The organism is Lentibacillus populi (assembly GCA_014642895.1).
Classification (GTDB): domain Bacteria; phylum Bacillota; class Bacilli; order Bacillales; family Amphibacillaceae; genus Lentibacillus_C; species Lentibacillus_C populi.
The window spans coordinates 1-18813 of the sequence record BMJD01000038.1 but is presented as its reverse complement, the minus strand read 5'-3'; the positions used below and the strand labels follow the sequence as shown (position 1 = coordinate 18813).

General features: G+C 39.8%; 17 protein-coding genes, 2 pseudogenes and 1 riboswitch. Of the genes and pseudogenes, 14 read left to right on the top strand and 5 right to left on the bottom strand.

The window, feature by feature from the left end; translation table 11 throughout:
* Positions 1–79: 79 nt before the first annotated feature.
* Together IEX12_RS17745 and mgtE are read right to left on the bottom strand one after the other, a co-directional pair.
* Positions 80–1102 carry a nitroreductase family protein gene (locus IEX12_RS17745; protein WP_188725610.1) on the bottom strand — a complete coding sequence of 341 codons (1023 nt, stop codon included), beginning with the start codon at positions 1100–1102 and terminating at the stop codon, positions 80–82.
* 639 nt (positions 1103–1741) lie between these two features.
* Positions 1742–3100, bottom strand: coding sequence for a magnesium transporter (gene mgtE, locus IEX12_RS17740; protein WP_088053227.1), 1359 nt, complete (start codon positions 3098–3100; stop codon positions 1742–1744).
* Between the two features lie 967 nt (positions 3101–4067).
* On the opposite strand from mgtE, the gene IEX12_RS17735 reads away from it, so the two are divergent.
* Positions 4068–4571, top strand: a complete 504-nt coding sequence (locus tag IEX12_RS17735; protein ID WP_188725609.1) for a MarR family transcriptional regulator — start codon at positions 4068–4070, stop codon at positions 4569–4571.
* Between the two features lie 472 nt (positions 4572–5043).
* On the opposite strand, the pseudogene IEX12_RS17730 reads toward IEX12_RS17735, so the two are convergent.
* Positions 5044–5142 (bottom strand): annotated as a pseudogene (locus IEX12_RS17730) (recombinase family protein); the annotation flags it as partial.
* Between the two features lie 821 nt (positions 5143–5963).
* Here IEX12_RS17730 and IEX12_RS17725 point away from each other — a divergent pair.
* The 7 genes from IEX12_RS17725 (at position 5964) to IEX12_RS17695 (ending at position 10783) form a co-directional block, all read left to right on the top strand.
* Positions 5964–7160 carry an MFS transporter gene (locus IEX12_RS17725; protein WP_230856236.1) on the top strand — a complete coding sequence of 399 codons (1197 nt, stop codon included), beginning with the start codon at positions 5964–5966 and terminating at the stop codon, positions 7158–7160.
* Positions 7161–7385: 225 nt separating this feature from the next.
* Positions 7386–7928 (top strand): helix-turn-helix domain-containing protein, encoded by a 543-nt coding sequence (locus IEX12_RS17720; protein ID WP_188725608.1) that lies wholly within the window; start codon positions 7386–7388, stop codon positions 7926–7928.
* Between the two features lie 12 nt (positions 7929–7940).
* Positions 7941–8213, top strand: a complete 273-nt coding sequence (locus IEX12_RS17715; protein ID WP_102415874.1) for a PLDc N-terminal domain-containing protein — start codon at positions 7941–7943, stop codon at positions 8211–8213.
* Positions 8164–9069 carry an ABC transporter ATP-binding protein gene (locus IEX12_RS17710; RefSeq protein WP_102415873.1) on the top strand — a complete coding sequence of 302 codons (906 nt, stop codon included), beginning with the start codon at positions 8164–8166 and terminating at the stop codon, positions 9067–9069. Before IEX12_RS17715 ends, IEX12_RS17710 begins: the two co-directional genes overlap by 50 nt.
* Positions 9066–9851 carry a DUF2705 family protein gene (locus tag IEX12_RS17705; RefSeq protein WP_155555553.1) on the top strand — a complete coding sequence of 262 codons (786 nt, stop codon included), beginning with the start codon at positions 9066–9068 and terminating at the stop codon, positions 9849–9851. The genes IEX12_RS17710 and IEX12_RS17705 overlap by 4 nt, the downstream gene beginning before the upstream one ends.
* A gap of 69 nt (positions 9852–9920) precedes the next feature.
* Entirely contained in the window at positions 9921–10301 is a 381-nt protein-coding gene (locus tag IEX12_RS17700) for a hypothetical protein (protein WP_088053234.1), read from the top strand.
* A complete protein-coding gene (locus tag IEX12_RS17695) occupies positions 10298–10783 on the top strand; it encodes an anthrone oxygenase family protein (protein ID WP_155555554.1) in 486 nt (161 codons plus the stop codon). The genes IEX12_RS17700 and IEX12_RS17695 overlap by 4 nt, the downstream gene beginning before the upstream one ends.
* A 64-nt stretch (positions 10784–10847) precedes the next feature.
* Here the strand turns inward: IEX12_RS17695 and IEX12_RS17690 are convergent, their stop codons facing one another.
* On the bottom strand, positions 10848–12656 hold the full coding sequence (locus IEX12_RS17690; RefSeq protein ID WP_188725607.1) for a helix-turn-helix transcriptional regulator: 1809 nt from the start codon (positions 12654–12656) through the stop codon (positions 10848–10850).
* 239 nt (positions 12657–12895) lie between these two features.
* Here IEX12_RS17690 and IEX12_RS17685 point away from each other — a divergent pair, with 239 nt between their 5' ends.
* The 5 genes from IEX12_RS17685 (at position 12896) to IEX12_RS17670 (ending at position 17029) form a co-directional block, all read left to right on the top strand.
* Positions 12896–13471: a sensor domain-containing protein gene (locus IEX12_RS17685; protein WP_088053237.1), complete on the top strand. Its 576-nt coding sequence runs from the start codon at positions 12896–12898 to the stop codon at positions 13469–13471.
* 197 nt (positions 13472–13668) lie between these two features.
* Positions 13669–14154, top strand: a complete 486-nt coding sequence (locus IEX12_RS17680) for an RrF2 family transcriptional regulator (protein WP_088053238.1) — start codon at positions 13669–13671, stop codon at positions 14152–14154.
* A 58-nt stretch (positions 14155–14212) separates the two neighbouring features.
* Complete coding sequence (locus IEX12_RS17675) at positions 14213–15130, top strand: NAD(P)/FAD-dependent oxidoreductase (RefSeq protein WP_102415868.1); 918 nt, start codon at positions 14213–14215, stop codon at positions 15128–15130.
* A 143-nt stretch (positions 15131–15273) separates the two neighbouring features.
* Positions 15274–15399, top strand: a complete 126-nt coding sequence (locus tag IEX12_RS23535; protein WP_269058809.1) for a hypothetical protein — start codon at positions 15274–15276, stop codon at positions 15397–15399.
* A 69-nt stretch (positions 15400–15468) separates the two neighbouring features.
* Positions 15469–15569: riboswitch (purine riboswitch) on the top strand.
* Positions 15570–15694: 125 nt separating this feature from the next.
* Positions 15695–17029 (top strand): NCS2 family permease, encoded by a 1335-nt coding sequence (locus tag IEX12_RS17670; protein ID WP_188725606.1) that lies wholly within the window; start codon positions 15695–15697, stop codon positions 17027–17029.
* Positions 17030–17099: 70 nt separating this feature from the next.
* On the opposite strand, the gene IEX12_RS17665 is transcribed toward IEX12_RS17670, so the two are convergent.
* Entirely contained in the window at positions 17100–18272 is a 1173-nt protein-coding gene (locus tag IEX12_RS17665; protein ID WP_188725605.1) for an MFS transporter, read from the bottom strand.
* Between the two features lie 240 nt (positions 18273–18512).
* Between IEX12_RS17665 and IEX12_RS17660 the strand changes: the two are divergent.
* Positions 18513–18755 (top strand): annotated as a pseudogene (locus tag IEX12_RS17660) (hypothetical protein); the annotation flags it as partial.
* Between the last annotated feature and the right edge of the window lie 58 nt (positions 18756–18813).

The window sequence follows — 18813 nt, the reverse complement described above, 5'->3', positions numbered from 1 at the left end:
AAACCACCTGTTGAACAGGTGGTCCGTGGTTTTCAGGTTCTACTCGAAACGCAAACATTCCAATTTATCAATCGCATGATCAAAGATGCGTGATGTTTAGTATTGGGGGAGTGGATGCGGAATTCGAGTGTCGCTCGTCTCCCCCGAGCTCCAGTACCGCTACGATCCGTTCCTGCGGCCGAATTCCAAATGACTTACACCGTTCTCGATCATAAATCCATTTCGGAATCGTGCGGCGCACGTGCCACGGTTTGGATTTAGCCAACAATTGAAAGTTCTGGATCAAACAGCATATCGCTGCATAATCCTCTTCCTGCTTGTGGGGATCAGCTTCTTCCTTTGCCACGACCAGAAGAAACCACGGCGAAGCATCCTCATATGAAGTTCGGAGTTTACCAGTCGCTTTACCGCCAGTCACATAGATAAAGCGCCACGGTTCCCGTAGTCCGTCGTTCGGTGCCCAGACGGCCTCATTCAGAATTTCCAGAACGCTTTGCGAAGAAACCCGAAGATTATCCGATTGCGGCCTATCGTCCCCATCGATCGCGGTCCATTTCTGTTCCGCCGGCGTTCTTTTTTTCCGGGTTCTCGGCGTTTTTTCAAGGTATCCTATGTTTAAAATCCCGGCGAACCTTTCCCCTTTTCGCAAACCGATTTCCTTAAAAAATGACTCGCTTTTAATCATTGGTTCCGTATACCATAGCATGCCCAACCCGTGTTCCCAGCCGAGCAGTTGAAAATTTTGCATGATGCTGCAGACCGCAGCGTAATTTTCGTCGCTCTGCCGCTGATTTCCGGCGGATTCTGCAATGAAGATCAAGTGAGCGGGTGTATCTGATACTTTTTTTGTGATAAAATCAATCATTTTGGCGGGAAAAAGCCTTCCAAGATTGCTTTCCTTCATCTTAGCTATCATGCTCTTGGCCAGCCTTTGACGCGACTCCTGCGTGCTGAAATGCACACAGCGCCAGTGTGGCGTTCCCTCAGATTCGTACAGACTTGCAGCTTCATTCAGCAAGGAAACGATCAATTCTTGTTCTATCGGAGTAGCATTAAATTTCCGGATGGATCTACGTTCTCTTATCGTCTTGGAAACATTCAATATAATCCCTCCTAATCATTATTGTTTATAAGTAAATTAAAAACAAAATTTAGTCTATTGTTTCCTTGCATATCGGGCTAAAAATTGCCTGAAGCTCATTATCGGAGTAGCTGTTTAAAAATGGGTAAAGCGCCGCTTCTCCTCTTCATACAAAGCGTGATGCAGTTCAAACAGTTAACTATAAACGCCCGGAAGTCAATGGTAAGTAATTGAGGGAGAACGTGTTCCTGATTGTGAATGGCTCTGTTTCTTGCGCCAGTTTTATGTGCATTAGCCATATGCATTTCCTACCATCTTCAATTTTGTTTACATGTAAACTATATACTATGTAAAGAAGGTCTGTCAATTTATTCTTTGAGATTCGTCATCATGGTGGAGTACTCCACCGAGATTCACCTGTACAAAATGTGGCGGAGAAATTTTTCCAGAGTATTATAAAGATACATGGACAGCAATATAAACTATCGGATTTTCTATAACCTTGATAGATTGAAAAGGACCGGGCGGGGTTTGCTTGTTTTTCTTAAATGATCGGTATTTTTGGATAAATATTATAAGCAGCCCGTATAGACATAGACTTCCTGAGAACAAAGCCATGGAGGTTTCCTCACCTAAAAAAGCACGCAAATGCGTGTTTTTTTATAATAAGAACTGCATGAAAGCTGTTGCCATGCCGAAGTAAATCATGATGGATATGATATCATTAATCGTCGTGATAAAAGGCCCTGATGCCACTGCAGGGTCGATTTTCATTCGGTCCATGATGAGTGGAACTACTGACCCGGCGAGGGTGGCTACTGTCAATGCGACCAGTAATGTCATCCCTACAAGCAAACCAAGGAAAAGCTGACCTTTCCATAAGAAAATAACCAATGCGATAACAATGCCGCAAGCTGTTCCCGTAATCAAACCGGTACCAGCTTCTTTCAACATTAAGCGTGTTTTACCGCCTTGGCCATACTCACTAGTAGCCAATCCTCGAACCGCTACAGCCAAGGCTTGCGTTCCCGAGTTTCCTGCTGTTCCAGCGATAACAGGTATAAATGCTGCCAGCAGCGCCACCTTGGAGATGGTTTCTTCAAACATGCTGATCAAACTGGCAGTGAACATACCGAGAAACAGCAAAATGATCAGCCATGGCAAGCGTTTTTTAGCGGCTTTGAATGGATTGCTTTCAGGGGAGTCGACATCTGAGATTGCAGCGAATTTCGAATAATCATCACTTGCCTCTTCATCCATGACATCCAAAATATCATCCACTGTAATAATCCCGAGTAAATGTTTCTGAAAATCAACGACGGGTACAGCCAAAAAGTCATAGTCTTTCATCATCTGGGCGATTTCTTCCTGGTCCCTGCCGACAGAAACATACACTACCTTTTCATTCATAATATCACGAACGAGGGTATCCTCATCGGCAATAATCAAATCACGCAAGGAGAGTACCCCAACTAAACGTTTATCTTCATCAACGACATAAAGATAATAAATCGTCTCGGCATCAGGAGCCTCCTGTTTTAACTGTTTCATTGTTTCGGCGACCGTGCTTCGTTTATTCAACGCGACAAATTCGGTCGTCATGATACTTCCGGCCGTTTTTTCCTCATAATGCAGCAATTGCTTGATCTCCTCAGCTGCATCCTTGTTCATGATAGTCAGGAAACTGGCTACTTTGTCCTTTTCCATCTCATTTAAAATGTCGACAGCATCGTCTATTGCCATTTCGGATAAAACAGCTGAAGCAAATCGCGGATCCATTTCCGAAAAATATTCACCGGTATCGTCCAATTCAATATGCTCCATTAAATCAGCTGTTTCTTCAGGAGATAAAAACGTATAGATTTTCATCCTGCTTTCTTCAGGCTGCTCTTTGAAAAATGTCGCCCGATCATATGGATGTATATCAAGAAAATATTGCCTAAATAAGGTAATCTCACCCATATCCAGTGCATTTTGTAAGTTATCATTATATTCTTTCAGTGTTTGGTTATTTTCCAATGAAAACACCCTCCTTTCGTTTTTTTATCTGAAAGATCTTGGCGCTTAAGGACTCAAAATTATGAAATTCATTAATAGAATAAAGGGCTCCCCCTTCAAACACTTTCCTGAATTCCGGGATCGCAACATTCATCATTGTTACATTCAATTTATTAAACAACACCATAAAACAAATAGAATAAAGTAATAATTTTTGTTTCCCTGTCATTTTTTAAATCCGCCTTATCTAACTTATCCTTTAAAGGCCTCCCGGTTTCCGGAAATACGATACGGGCTGGCCTTCAAGGGGCAGAATCGACCAAAAAGGATATGTACAAATCGTTGCCATACCCATACTTTTTGTATTTGTTATAAAACCACCATTCGTTTTTGTTATGGATAATATGTTTCCCTTAGGCAAACTTTATTCAACACAGAAACATAGTAAGGTGAATTGTTATGCTTTTTTAAAATCATTTGGGGAAATCGACATATCACTTGCTACCCCCAACGATGGAGGACTATCTATATATTTGTTAACGCAACAAAAAGGTTATGTCCGAGTTTAAGATATATCTGAAGCGCTCGACATTCAACATTGTGAAAGGCTCTGTTTCCTGCGCCTGTTTAAAGTCTTGAGAATTAGCCGCCAACTCTCTTTAATTTTTGTTAACAAATAAACCATATATTATTTAAATAATATAAACAAACACCTTTATTCCTTTGAATTATTGTTAACGTATAAACTATATACCGTGTAAAGCAGGTTTGTCAATTTATTTTTTGTGATTCACTATCATGTATTGAAGTAACCGACAAAGCCGGCAATGGAAGCGACCAAACGGGACCTGAATTTGATCATGAATTCAAATGTATGTTCAGAAATTGATTGTTTATAATGAATATGATATGTTAGTTTACAAACAAACAATTGTACAATAGAGGATAGTATAAATATAATTTTGGAAAAAAGGGGATGTTAAGCATAATGGATCCGTCCGAGGGACTTAAGCGATTACTGTACGACCGCTTTCTCCACTTTTCGCATGTAACCGAACAAATTTTCACAACCGAGATTGATGAGTTTGATAATCTCGCCCGGCTGCAGGGGATTACCTCATATCCGAACAATATGACAACCGTTCACGTTATTGATTGCATTGGCAACAACGAGCCAATAAACAACAAGTCTATTGCAGAGAAAATGAATTTGTCCAAGGCGAGTATTACGAAAATCAGCACCAACCTGCTTAAGGAAGGCTACATTAAGCGGAGCCGGATGAACGACAACAAGAAAGAAGTGTATTTCAGCCTTTCATCCAAAGGCAGACAGATCTTCGAGGTGCACGCCATGATGCATGAAATAATAGAGCGTAGATTTATCAGTTTATTGAACTCATTTTCGGAATCGGAGCTGCAGGCATCGCTGAAATTTTTTCAAACGATGATCGATCAAAGTGACAACATCGTGAGAGGAGACGGAAGGGCGTGACGCGAGGCTACAACTCGAATGAAAGTCCGTAACAGAAGGTCCGGGTAGGAAAAGCCATACAACTGGCCGTTTTCGTTCTGGTGGAAGAAAATCTTTAATTTGCCCCCATTGGTCATCACGTATTTCGTATCCCGCCATATCAGTATAATACTCTTCCATTTAAAGGTCAGATTCATGAGATAATAATCCATCTATCATATGTACAGCATTCCTTAAAATTCGTATTGAATACTTTTGCATAAAAAGAAGAAAATTTTGTGGAGACAGGTAAGGCAAATGGATTAAATCCAAATTACTATCTTCGCTATCTTTCCGGGAACCTTCCCAACATAGATTTGACAGATATTGATGTCTTAGACTAATTACTTCCATGGTCAACAACTTTACCAGTTACTTGCATTTACTTTAACAAGTTATCTAAATAATAACCCAGACCCCATCTAAAAATATAGGTGGGGTCTATTTGACGTTTATTACTGAACAATTCGCTAAGTTGAATTAGATGCGTTGTGGAACGAGAAATACGATCAAGTTTATATACTACAATTTTATCGCCACTATGTAAAACTTCCTTCTTTCAATCATTATAATAGAACCCTTAGTCATTGGGTATTTCTAATAAATTAATTAAACAGTTATACTTGGTACAAATGTTCATTTTAGAAAGGATAATTTTAAAAATGGAAATTAAGAATTTAGTTAGAGTTAAGACAAGACGGGGATTAAGAGATTGGCTTAAAAGGAAAATTCAAAAACAGAAAGATTTTGTTGGGTAATAGTTTTACAATTTCTGTTTATCAACCTCTACATGCTGGATGGCTTAAATCGATTCTTTTAAGCTTTAGTAGTGGGGCTAAAAAAGGGCATATGTATCCTGTTGAAGGAAATTCTGCGTAAAATTGCACGACATCCTTTGGTGAATCTTCTAGCGTTGTCACAATAACAGTATTCTTACATGTTGACAGTATTAAACCTGGATGGTATTATCATTTTATAAAATGATAATGGTTTGAGGGTATATGGAAAAGAAAAGACTAATTTATATCTTGATCGTGTATGATAATGAAATATTTTGAGTACTTATTACGGCGACGATCAAATTGGGAGTAGGTGTTAATTAACTATTTTAATTCTCCAATCACTAAAGCCTATCTGGGATCCTTAAATCGTATAATCATGACCATGTTTGGTGTGATACTCTTTTGAGGGTCTTTTGCAGTAAAATACAGGTTTGTTTATTATCTGAAGTTGTTGGAATAATAGTCCAATGCTTTTGATCTCGGGATGCTATTGAAAAAAATAGAGCAATATGGAAGGAAATGAACGAAGTCACGAATATTTATTTTAAATTACCTGCAAACCAGCAAATTAAAAGTTTATGAGGTGAATGATTTGATTTCTAAACCTAGTAAGATAAATACACTTTTTCTTTTAATGGTTTGTGTGTTTATCGCCACGGCTGCATTTGGGTTGATTATCCCGATATTACCGGCCTTTATGGATAAATTCAATACAAACGGACAAATGATGGGGTTACTAGTTGCGACATACGGCATTATTCAGCTTTTTTTATCTCCAATTGCTGGACGTTTTGCTGATCGCTATGGTCGAAAAAGAATCATTGTGATGGGTTTAATTTGTCTTACTTTATCTCAATTATTCTTTGCTTTTTCTTTCCATTTTTGGTTGCTTTTTTTGGGAAGATTTCTCACGGGTATCGCAGTCTCGCTTTTAATTCCCGGTGCGATGGCATGCATTATTGATATAACGGCAGAAGAAGAAAGGGCTAAGGGCCTGAGTTTCCTTAATGCCTCCATATCATTTGGTTTTGTCATAGGCCCTGGAATTGGGGGTTTTTTGACAGCGTATGGTTTATATGTACCTTTTTATTTTGCTGCTGCCGTATCTTTTGTTTCCTTTTTACTTTCGTTTTTTTTACTACCTGAAACCTTAGAAAAGAAGGGACAGATGCCAAAAGAAGCCACCACTTCAACCCAATCAATGATACAGCAATTATTACGTTCAATTCGGGCACCTTACGTTGTTCCATTGCTTTTGGTTTTTCTCTATAGTGTATCCTTATACATTTTTGAAGCGATTTTTGGACTGTTTGTCGACAAGCAATTTGGTTTTACAGCAAAAGATATTGCGATGGTGATTTCGATTGCAGCGTTTGTAAGTGTCATTGTTCAACTAACATTTACGAATAAATTTGTTTCCCTTTTTGGTGAATCGAAGGTTATGAACGGTACATTGGTAGCTGGTGGCTTAAGTTTTTTATTGCTCTTATTCACCACACGCTTTTTTAGTATCTTATTGATGACATGTTTGCTTTACACTGCGACTTCCATACTGCGTCCAGTTATCAATACAGTGCTATCCAAGTTAGCTGTAAATGAACAAGGATTTATTGCAGGTATGAACAATGCATATGTAAGCCTAGGGAGTGTAGTCGGTCCTATATTAGGGGGGATTTTATTTGATATTAACACTTATTTCCCTTATATAGTAGGAGTATTAGCTTTTTTGGCTGGCTCAGTGCTGGTAACATGGAAGCATAAATCCCTTTTGTCAACAAGCATTTCGTAATTGCATTATAGTTATAAAAGGCTTGGTAATAGGTTGATAGTACCCGTGATGATTTAAGAATCGAGCTGTTTAGAAATGCAGCCAATGAGATACATAATTAAAGCCCAACGTGGATATCTGATTGGATTTTGCTGAATCTGAATAGAATCTCTTACAAATTGACAACGGTATATTGAAATGGTATTATCATTTTATAAAATGATAATGTAAATGGAGGGTAATCCAATGAAAGGAAAGGCCGATTTACTTCTTCATCCCGTGCGAATGCGAATTGTACAACAATTGTTGCTAAACAAACCGCTGACGATAGCTCAACTTGTAGAGATACTCGGTGATGTTCCTCAAGCTACGCTATATCGTCATATAAATCTTTTACTCGAGGCAAATCTTATTGAAGTCATTGAAACAAAAAAGGTAAAAGGAACAGAGGAACGCAAATTCTCAGTTAAAATAGATAACTTGCAAATTCCTGAAAGCGAAATTGAAACGACATCACGGGAAGATCACATCCGTCATTTTTCCGTATTTCACGGTAATTTGCTTCAATTAGCGACGTCTTATTTGGCGGATACGTCTCCTGAACAATATAAAAAAGAGGGATTTAGTTATGCGTATACACCTTTGCATCTATCCGATGAAGAATTTCATGAACTTACACAATCCATTCAACAGGCCATTGAGAAAGTGATCCACAATCAGCTAACACCTGCACGAACCACTCGAATTTTTGCTAGTATGTTTATCCCACAAAAATCACCAAAAGAGTAAGGGGGTCCACACATGCATTATGGGTATCACATTGGGATCGACGAATTCGCAGATTGGTTACCGCTGCTTTTACCCATCTTGATCCTACATCTCATATTATTATCTGTGGCATTATGGGATTTAGTAAGAAGAGATCAAAGTGCGGATTATAAATGGATGTGGGGAGCGATTATTATTTTGATTAATATAATCGGCCCCATTTTATACTTTATCTTCGGTAGGAAGGAACGAACATATGCATCTACTTCAGGTAAGTCATCTTCAAAAAAAGTACGGAAGTCATGAGGTTGTTCAAAACATTAATTTTCACATTAATCGGGGGGAATGTGTCGCTCTTCTTGGTCCTAACGGGGCAGGTAAAACAACGATTATTAAAATGATCTTAAATATAAACAAACTTACAGGTGGTCAAATCTTGCTTAACGGAAAACGCCATGACCAAATGTGTCAATTTATTGGATATTTACCGCAGCATCCCACTTTTGATCCGTGGATGACAGGAAAGGAATTGCTTACATTCATGGGCGGACTTTCAAATATAGATAAGGAGGTATTGGAACAAAGAATCAACGAATTGCTGGATCTGGTAGGACTGGGTGGGGTGAAAAATCAGCTTATTGGGACCTATTCGGGAGGGATGAAGCAAAGGTTAGGAATTGCACAGGCACTTATCCATCAACCAAAATTATTGATCATGGATGAACCGGTTTCTGCATTGGATCCATTAGGACGAAGGGATATATTGGAATTGCTTAAAGTGATCAAACAGACATCAACCATTCTTTTTTCCACGCATATTCTGCATGATGCTGAAGAGCTTTGCGATAAGATCCTTATCATAAATCAGGGGCAATTACTTGTTAACGGATCCATTAATCAAATCATTGAAGAGACTCAACAACCTATTTTTATTATTCAGGCACCTCGAATAGGCGAATGGACACACGAGCTTGTTAATGAGGACATTGTTGAATCTATTGAACTAACAGGAAATGCTGCCAAGGTGCGGGTTAAAAATATCGAGCGGGGGAGAAACTGGCTGTTACGCAATATCACGCGTTTACAACTCCCGGTTCAAAAGCTTGAACTCGTACAGGAAAGCTTGGAAGAGATCTTTATAAGGATGGTGAAATCATCATGAATCACTTCACTGTTCTGTTAAAGAGAGAGTGGTTGGATGCAAGGAGAAGTTACAAAATATTATGGTTGCCCGTCGTATTTATGTTTTTGGGAGTCCTTCAACCTTTATCGTCTTTTTATTTACCGAAAATTTTAAAAATGGCCGGTGGACTGCCTGAAGGAATGGCTATTTCATTACCCGAGTTAACGGCTGACGAAGTATTAGCTGGTACCTTAACCGATCAATTTGACCAAATGGGCTTAATCGTCATCGTTATAGCGGCGATGGGTATCATCGCATCGGATAAAAATAATGGTATGTTAGCGTTTATTTTGACGCGCAACACGACACTTGTTGAATATTTGTTAAGTAAGTTGTTGGGGCATGCAGTAATGATTCTAGGTTCCGTATTCCTCGGATTCCTGACGGCAGTTTTTTATACTTTTCATTTATATCAAACGGTTTCCGTGGCTAGGGTTGTGGCAGGACTGGGTGTTTATCTCATCTGGAGCCTGTTTATGTTGACCTTCGTAATCGTCATGGGCACTTTATTGGCAAGATCATCGGTTATTGTACTATTGTCCATTTTAGTTTTAATCCTGTTGAAAATTGTTACCTTATTAGGTGGAGGATTTCAGGTCTTAAATCCGGCGCATTTGACCAATCAGGCTGTTAGCATCATAACGTCCGGTAATATGTTACCATACTTTTTCATAACAGTGGCTGTAACGTTATCGCTTATTGTTTTGTGTTTATTATTTGCAACATCATATTTATCCCGAAAGGAACTGCCTTCTATGTGATTTTTTTAATTAGGTTACTGGTTAAATAATCCATGGATGATATGCTGTCTAAATTGGAGGGGATACAAGATGAGTTTTCAAGTTGTGGCGGGTGATCGTGTGTTACTACTAAATATTTCAGGATGGACAGCGGCTTTGACTTTGAGGAAGGAGATCAAAATACCTTACACCTCAATTGAAGAAATTCGGGTGGGGAAATTTCATTTTCCATTGACAGCTGCTATTAAGAGAACGGGCATCACGACACTTGACTATAAAGCCGGAATATTCATTATTGAAGGCGAGAAATACTTTTTAGTCTATCGTAGTACAAATGAAGTCGTTATGCTTCGTTTGAAGGGGTGTGAGTTTGATCAAGTTGTATTTGAAAGGGGAGATCAAGAACAACTGGTAAATGATATTCTGAGGCGTTGTCCTTCACTCAATGTTACAAAGGATGATGAAATATGATTGAAAAACTTACTCCCTTTCTAATTTTTTGCGCAGCGTTGGGATCTGGGCTGATTGCAGGATTGTTCTTTGCATTTTCGTCATTTGTCATGAACGCTCTCTACCGGATCCCTCCAGAACAAGGAATTTCGGCTATGCAGTCCATAAACAGCGCTGTGCTAAACCGACTATTCCTGACTGTATTTATGGGGACATCTCTCGTTTGTATGGTACTAGTGATCATTTCATTATTTAATTGGAAAGATCCGAATGCCATTTATATACTTGCTGGTAGTTTACTTTATCTTCTAGGTAGCTTGCTAGTCACAGCGGTATGCAATGTTCCTCTAAACGATGTGTTAGCCAAAGTAATGGCCACGGACGCAGAAAGTGTGGGTCTATGGAAAGATTATCATTTAAAATGGACCGTTTGGAACCATGTACGGACCATGGCAAGTTTTGCTGCATTAACTATATTCGTTTACGTACTCTGGCGAATGTAATCCACTTTCTTTCATCATCAATCAGGAATACCTAAGGGCATTCCTGATTTCTCTTGTCCGATCTTCATTTCGCTATTAAACCTTCTTCCAAACATTTTTCTATGGCTTGATCACGATTACTTACATTGAGCTTCGCATACATATCGGAAGCATAGTTTCTAACTGTACCTTCCGATAAGTAAAGTCTGGCAGCAATGGCCTTATATCGCAAACCCTTGGCTAAATAGTTGATAATCTCAAGCTCCCGCGGCGTAAGTCCATAATCATTTTTGTTATATTCTTCATATGAAACATTTCGGTCTTTCAGTTCTTCAAACACCTGATTGGCAATTTCATGATGAATAATGGTATCTCCACGGTGTATGAAGCGAAGGGTCTCCATCAGCTCTTTCGGTTGAATGGACTTGAGCAAATACCCGTTTGCTCCTTTTTGCAGAGCCTCTACAGCTTGATTGACGTCCTCGAAGGATGAAAGGATGACAACTTTTATCATGGAGTTCTTTTCCTTTATCACCTCCATGGCCTCTATTCCGTTCATATTAGGCATGTTTACATCCATGAGTACGATATCGGGCTGGGTTTGAGTGCATAATGTCAGGGCCTCCTCTCCCGATTCAGCCATGCCGACAATTTGCAACTGACTTTGAATCTCCAATGCCGTCCTCAAACTATCTAAAATAATACGTTGATCATCCACCAGGACTACCTTGATGGCTTCAGTGTTGTCTTCTGAGTTTCTTGGAATCGTGCAGATCACCACCGTTTCTTCAATATTGTCTGTATGTATGGATAAGTTTCCTTGCAAGGCCTGCAATCTTTCTTTCATAGCGCTTAAGCCAAAGCCCAGCTCCATTTTTTTTCCTCGTTCTTTTACACCATTGTCTTCAACTTGTAAGCGTAACTCCAGGCTGTCGAAATAAAGGGATACTTTGATCTCACTTGCCCGCCCGTGTCTGACAGCGTTCGTTAATGCTTCCTGTATGCAACGAATGATTGTTAATTTGACTGCCTTCGGTAAGCTGTACTCATCTCCAAAACACCGAAACTTCACAGAAGTATCCGTACTCTCCATAAATTTGTTCATTAACTGCTTTGCATATTGAATAAGGGATAGATCCATTGTTGATGGTTCCAACTGGTTTACAAGCAATCGCATATCTTTTAAGCCGTCACGTGCTGAATCCAGCAAAGCATTCAGTTTATGTTCAACCTTTTCATCAGCCAATGAAGAACTGATCGACTCCATCCCCATGATCATAGTTGTAAAGGTATGACCGACCGTATCACGCAATTCGCGTGATAAACGATTCCGTTCCTCCAACAATGTGAGTTGCTCCACCTGGTGCACATATTGTTCAAGCACGCTGTTTTGCTCACGTATGATCAAACCTTGCTTGTGGTTAGTTACAAGTAATTGAAAAGCATAGCCGAGTCCAAACGCTACACCATAATTCGTCATTAAACGAACAACGGTGTCGGCCAAAGACTGATCGGTCACCATCCCTATGATAAAAGGAATGGCCACGATGGTTAGGGGGCCAGACCAAATATATACGCTTTGAATGCTGTAAAAACCTATAACAAAAGCGATCGGGATAAACTGCCATAATGCATCGTGAAGAACGAAAGCTAAAATAATACAGTAGCTCCCAGAAATGATGATCTCGGTAAGTATGAAATATTTTCTGTAAAATTGCTGAATTAAAAACGGAACTGAAAAGACGATAAAAGGCAATCCAAACAGAATCCAAAGCGGAAATGATAAATCATCATGAAATTCCCATAAGCCGATTAGTACCGAGAGTAACCAAATGGAGCGAACAGCAAATACCATCCAGTCATACCAGTACCACTTTTTTATTATGTCATACATAATAGTACCCTCACTTATCTTTTCACACTGTTACTATCATCATTTTACTACAAGCTACTAGGAATATCAGTCACTAAAACAAATGACAAAATATCACTATGCCTTATGACACAAAGTATGGATAATGAATAACCAAATGGTGTTAAGGACCTGATGGAGGGATCATCGAATGGAAATATGATGAATAAGCCAATCAATAAATTATTATTTCATTAAAAAAGAAAAGGTGGGTTTCCGTTATGGGATTTATTGTAACTAATTTTAAAAATTTGGTGTATATGCTTTCCTGGTTTTTCATTGGATTTTTATATTTTTCGTTTTATTTAATAAGCATTACCTTTTCCGTAGGAGTAAGCTTTACAGTAGTTGGAATTCCGATTTTGGCGGGAGTTTTTCGAACCATCCCTTTTTTATTGGATATTGATCGAAAGGCAGCGGAGAAATATGCGAACATAAATATTCCTAGCTTAAAGTGGGATCCACAAGATAAAGTAACAAGGGAAGTATCAGACAAAAGAAATTGGTTTGCTGCGGGAATCATGATTTTTCCAAGGTTTCTTTTCGGCTTTTTAAGTTTTATTGCTGCTTTTGTATGTTATTTGCTGCCAATCGCTATGATCCTATCACCCTATTTGTACAGATTATTTGATATGACGATCATGATGATTTCGATCGATACATTACCACGTGCTGTTATTGCTTGCATATCAGGAATCATTTTGTTGTTGTTGTTATCCCGTTTGGCAGCAAAAATTGTAAAATGGGCAGGGAGTTATACAGAAAATATAATGGAAACGATTCGAAGTTGGCGATGAACTTTTGATGATGGTACAAAAACAATTAGAGGGATCATTTTCTGATTGTATATTCTAATAAAGTAGTCACTATTAAAAAATTCGGTCTGTCTTTAGGATTGCAGACCAATATGTTGTTGCAAATAGGAACCAAGTCGTTTATTATGGATATTGTAGGTCCATAATAAAAAGTAATATTGGTAAAGGAGGAGGAAAACATGCAGTATTCTAAAAGCACCGATTACGCCCTGCACGCTTTAATTCATTTGGCTCACTCGGAGCACCGCAACAACATCGGTATCAAGGAGTTATCTGCAATGCTTAGCGTTTCGGAAAGCTACTTATCCAAAATCATGTCCAAGCTTAGAAGGGATGGGATCGTACGTGCTGTACCCGGAGTGAAAGGCGGTTATGAGCTTGCACGACCGGCTGGAGAGATTACGTTTCTTGAGGTTATTCAGGCGATCGAAGGCAGGCAGCAGATGTTCGAATGCTCTAATTTAAATTCGCAGCAGCATCGGTTGTTAGCCGAAGTGAAAGATGCCGAACCGATTCAAAACGATTCTGTTCACGGCGAATGCCTGGTTAAAAAAGTGATGGACGGAGCTGAACAGCATTTGCATCAATACTTGCAGGAGCATACGATTCAGTCCGTGTTGGATACGGTTGCCAAGAACTGCAACCATTTGGCAAACAAGAAGTGATACACCTTCTTGTACTTTAATTATGGATATTATAGGTCTATGGAGGTTTAAATTAACAATGGAAAAACAAATTCTCGATGTAGCCATTATTGGCGGAGGCCCAGCAGGTTTGAACGCTGCCCTCGTTTTAGGAAGAGCAAGGAAAAATGTGACGGTGATCGATGAAGGGCGTCCGCGTAACGCGGTGACTCGGGAGTCTCACGGGTTTCTTACTCGTGACGGGATTAGCCCTAGTGAATTGCGACGGATTGCGAAGAAAGAGATAAGCACCTATCCCTCTGTGTCTTTTGTAGCGGATATCGCTACGTCGATTGAGGGAACGGACGGTCAGTTTCAAATCACGACTAAGCAAGGAAAAACCTTTACAAGCAAAAAGATATTGTTTGCTGTCGGCATGAAGGATCGGCCGCTGGACATACCGGGCTTAGCAGAGGTCTATGGAAAAAGCGCCTTCGTCTGCCCATATTGCGATGGGTGGGAATTAAGGGATGAACCGCTAGTCATTATTATCAAGGGGTCTGAGGTCATGCATTTCGCTCCACTCATATCTGGATGGACGAACCATTTTACCATCTGCACGAATGGCCCTGATGAGCTTACAGATGCTCAGCGCGAGGAACTGCAGCGGCATCAAGTACCTCTGTTCGACTCGGCGATCCGGTACATCGATTCAAACGACGGGCTCGTGCGGCAAGTTGTTCTCGAAGACGGAACGACCATTCCCTGTAGAGGAATCTTTTTTAAACCGGATCTAATTACAGGATCGGACTTACCGCAAACCATAGGATGTGACATCACGGATGCGGGAATGGTTGTCACGGATGACTTTGGAAAAACGACCATTCCGGGTGTATATAGCGCCGGGGATGCAGCATCACGAATGCATCAGTTGATTGCCGCCGCTTCTATGGGCGCATTTACTGCAGCGGCCATAAACAATGAACTCAATATGGAAGCATGGAGTAGAAATGAATGAAGATTTTTGCAACATGTATGACAGGTTATATTGGAGGATAGGCCAGTCATTCGGTATTGGATTGACCAATAGCGCCATTGTGATTGCAGAAATTCTGGACTATGCTATATCAGTTCCATTTTAGTAAGAGGAGGTTAAATCATATGCAAAAAAGAGAGTATAATTCTAATGACATTTTTGCAAAAAAAGTTGAATTCCTTGATAATCCTGAAAGAAGAGGAGATATACCCCCAAAACAGCTGCCGCCTGCCGATTTGGAGTGGGAATAAACGAATATTTATTATATAATAAATATTATTATTCGGTTTTTTATTGACTGCAAGTATGTTTTCTTGTAACATATCTTTAGATAACACTAGCGTATAATTTCGGGAATATGGCCCAAAGTATCTACCAGATCACCGTAAATGGTCTGACTACGCAGGTTAAGAGGTAATTTAGGTTCGTTGACACGACTATCGAATAATTCGTGTTTCATGTTCTTCAATAACTCTTTCTTGCATAGTTAGCACTCTTGGTCGTGGATCAAGAGTGTTTTTAATTTTTCGTTCGAGGAGGGGAAGCATGAAAAAATACTTCCGTTTTGAGGAGTTAGGCACAAATTATAAAACTGAATTCATGGCGGGGTTAACGACCTTTTTGGCAATGGCCTATATCTTATTTGTAAATCCGGCAAATCTTGCTTTAGTCGGGGTCGAAAACCTTCCGGAAGGGGTAACCCGGATTGATCAAGGGGCAGTGTTTACGGCAACAGCCATTTCTGGTGCGATTGGCTCCCTGTTTATGGGGGTTATTGCCAAATACCCAATTGGACTTGCACCCGGAATTGGGTTAAGTGCGTTTTTTGCTTATACCGTTGTTCTCGGTTATGGAATCCCGTGGCAAACAGCTTTATCTGGGGTATTAGCATCTGGACTTATTTTTGTTTTATTAACATTGACAGGCTTGCGTGAAAAAATTATTAATGCCATTCCAGCTAACTTGAAATTAGCTGTCGGTGTTGGAATTGGATTCTTTATTGCATTTATCGGATTTCAAAATGCCGGGATCATTGTTGGCAATGAGTCAACATTAGTGGCTATCGGTGATTTAACATCACCAACTGTGATGCTGGCAACGTTTGGTATTGTCATTTCGGTCGTCTTGCTCAGTTTGAATATCAAGGGTGGCATCTTCTTTGGGATGATTTTGACAGCAATTGTCGGCATGGTAACGGGATTAATTGATCCGCCATCAGGATTAGGCGGAATTGTCGGCGAAGTACCAAGCTTAGCACCAACGTTCGGACAAGCATTTGCCCATTTTGGTGATATTTTTAACATGGATATGCTTGTCGTTATTTTAACCTTTTTATTTGTCGACTTCTTTGATACAGCAGGAACACTGGTGGCAGTTGCAACACAGGCTGGTTTGATGAAGGACAACAAATTGCCAAGGGCTGGAAAAGCATTGTTTGCTGATTCCGCGGCTACGGTTGCTGGTGCGGTAGTTGGAACATCGACAACTACATCGTATATCGAATCATCAGCAGGTGTTGCAGCAGGGGGACGATCAGGCTTTACCGCTGTCGTTACGGCAGGACTTTTTATTTTAGCGTTGTTTTTCTCACCGTTACTTAGTGTGATTACTCCGGAAGTGACTGCACCAGCACTAATTATTGTCGGTGTTCTGATGTCGTCATCGCTAAAGGATATTGAGTGGGATAAATTTGAGATTGCAGTACCAGCATTCTTGACGATTGCTGCAATGCCATTAACCTACAGCATTGCAACCGGAATCGCGATCGGCTTTATTTTCTATCCGATTACGATGATCATGAAAGGTCGGATCAAGGAAATCAACCCGATTATGTATTTACTGTTTGTGATTTTTGTATTGTATTTTATATTCCTAAGTTAGATTAAAAAGCGGAGCATAGTGGCTCCGCTTTTTTGGTGTAAAAATCTTCTAATGGCTAACCTAACAAACGTTACTCCACTTCCCTTGCTGCATGTTCTTTCCCAAACGGTAAAACATGGTAGAGTGTTAAGAAAATCGTACCCGCCAAGGCAAAACATCCCATTATAAAGTAAAGTGTATTTCCTCCATATGAATCAATTAACGCACCCCCGATAAGGGAGCCGAAAATGCCTGATACCCCGAAAAAAACGGCGTAAAAAACAAGATGCCCGGTTGATTGCAATAGCTTTGGAATCAATCTGGTAATGTATTGAAATGCTGCCAGATAAAACACGCCAAATGTTACCCCGTGCAGTACTTGTAATGAAACGATGTAAATGGGGTCATTAATTGCTGCGTAAATAAACCAACGAATGGTATATAAAATGCCAGCAATCATGATGAAAATCAATGTATGGAATTTTTGAAACCAGAGCCCGGCAAACGCGAATACAGCAGCCTCGCTCACGACGCCAACAAACCATGCCAGACCAATCATTGTTTCATCTCCACCAAGCTGTTCGATGTAAAGCCCGATAAAACTGTCATTTGCCCGATGAGAAACGGAAATTAACATGATGATAAATAAAAATATAAAAAACGGCTTATTTCTAATAATTTTCATAACATCTTTTAGCTGAACGGGTTCGGTTTCGACTTTCACGTCGGTTAATCGCAATGCTACCATTAATGCACATGCTCCAAAAAACAGATACGGCAAGATCATATATCGCACACCAACAGTAGACAGCACCTTACCGACAATTAGGGAAGATGTTGCAAAGCCAATCGACCCCCACATGCGAATTCCGCCAAAGTTTACATTCAAGTCATCTGCCCGCCGCTGGGCAAGGCTGTCACCTAGTGCTCCGATCGGTGTGGTGAAAAAGTAAAAAACGGCTCCCATTAAGATGATTGCGATTAATTGATTCATCTGAAAGAATAGGACACTACTGATTAACAGTCCGATAATACAAATTACTAACGTCCATTTGACCGTTTTATACTTATCGCTCATGTAGCCCCAGAAAGGCTGTGAAAAAATAGCTGCGAATGGACCAACAGCAAGAACCCAGCCAATTTCGGTACCGTCTAACCCTTTGTACTTTAAATAGATAGGCAAGTAACTCAAGATAATAGTATTTGTCGCATGAAAGCAAAATAATAGCATTTTAAGCGGTGTTAACGATTCATTTTTTGACATGCACACTCTCCTAATCTGCAAAAAGCTATGTAAGAGATTATTATACTATGATGTGAAATAAAACGGAATACAAAATGAACGAAACATCCCTCATTAACTGGCAGTAAACCCCACTTCAAGAATTCGAGAGCAGCCGAGGATTATAAGTGGGGGATCAACTTCCCGTAGGTGTCCGACCATAGGAACAGGAACTAAGAACCTAAATCCAAGTTTGCGTCAGGGCTTCCTTACGTTGTATCCTATCGTACACGACCAAAAAGAGTGGGGGAGACAGAAGGAAAAGATGGTTACTTTATTACAAAAGAAGAATTTTTTCAAAAAGAATGGATTGCCAAAACCAATTACTCCGGTAATTTTTATGGTATAACTCATAAGGAAATTGAACCTTTAAAAAGGTCACATATGGTTTATGTAATAGACTGGGATGGATTTATTTATATGAAGACACTAGCATTGCATAAATATAGTCAAAATGTTCAGTAAGTACTATTCCCGTAATTTTTGCCAAAAAGTCAAAGTCCAATCAAAGGTGGCACCGTCC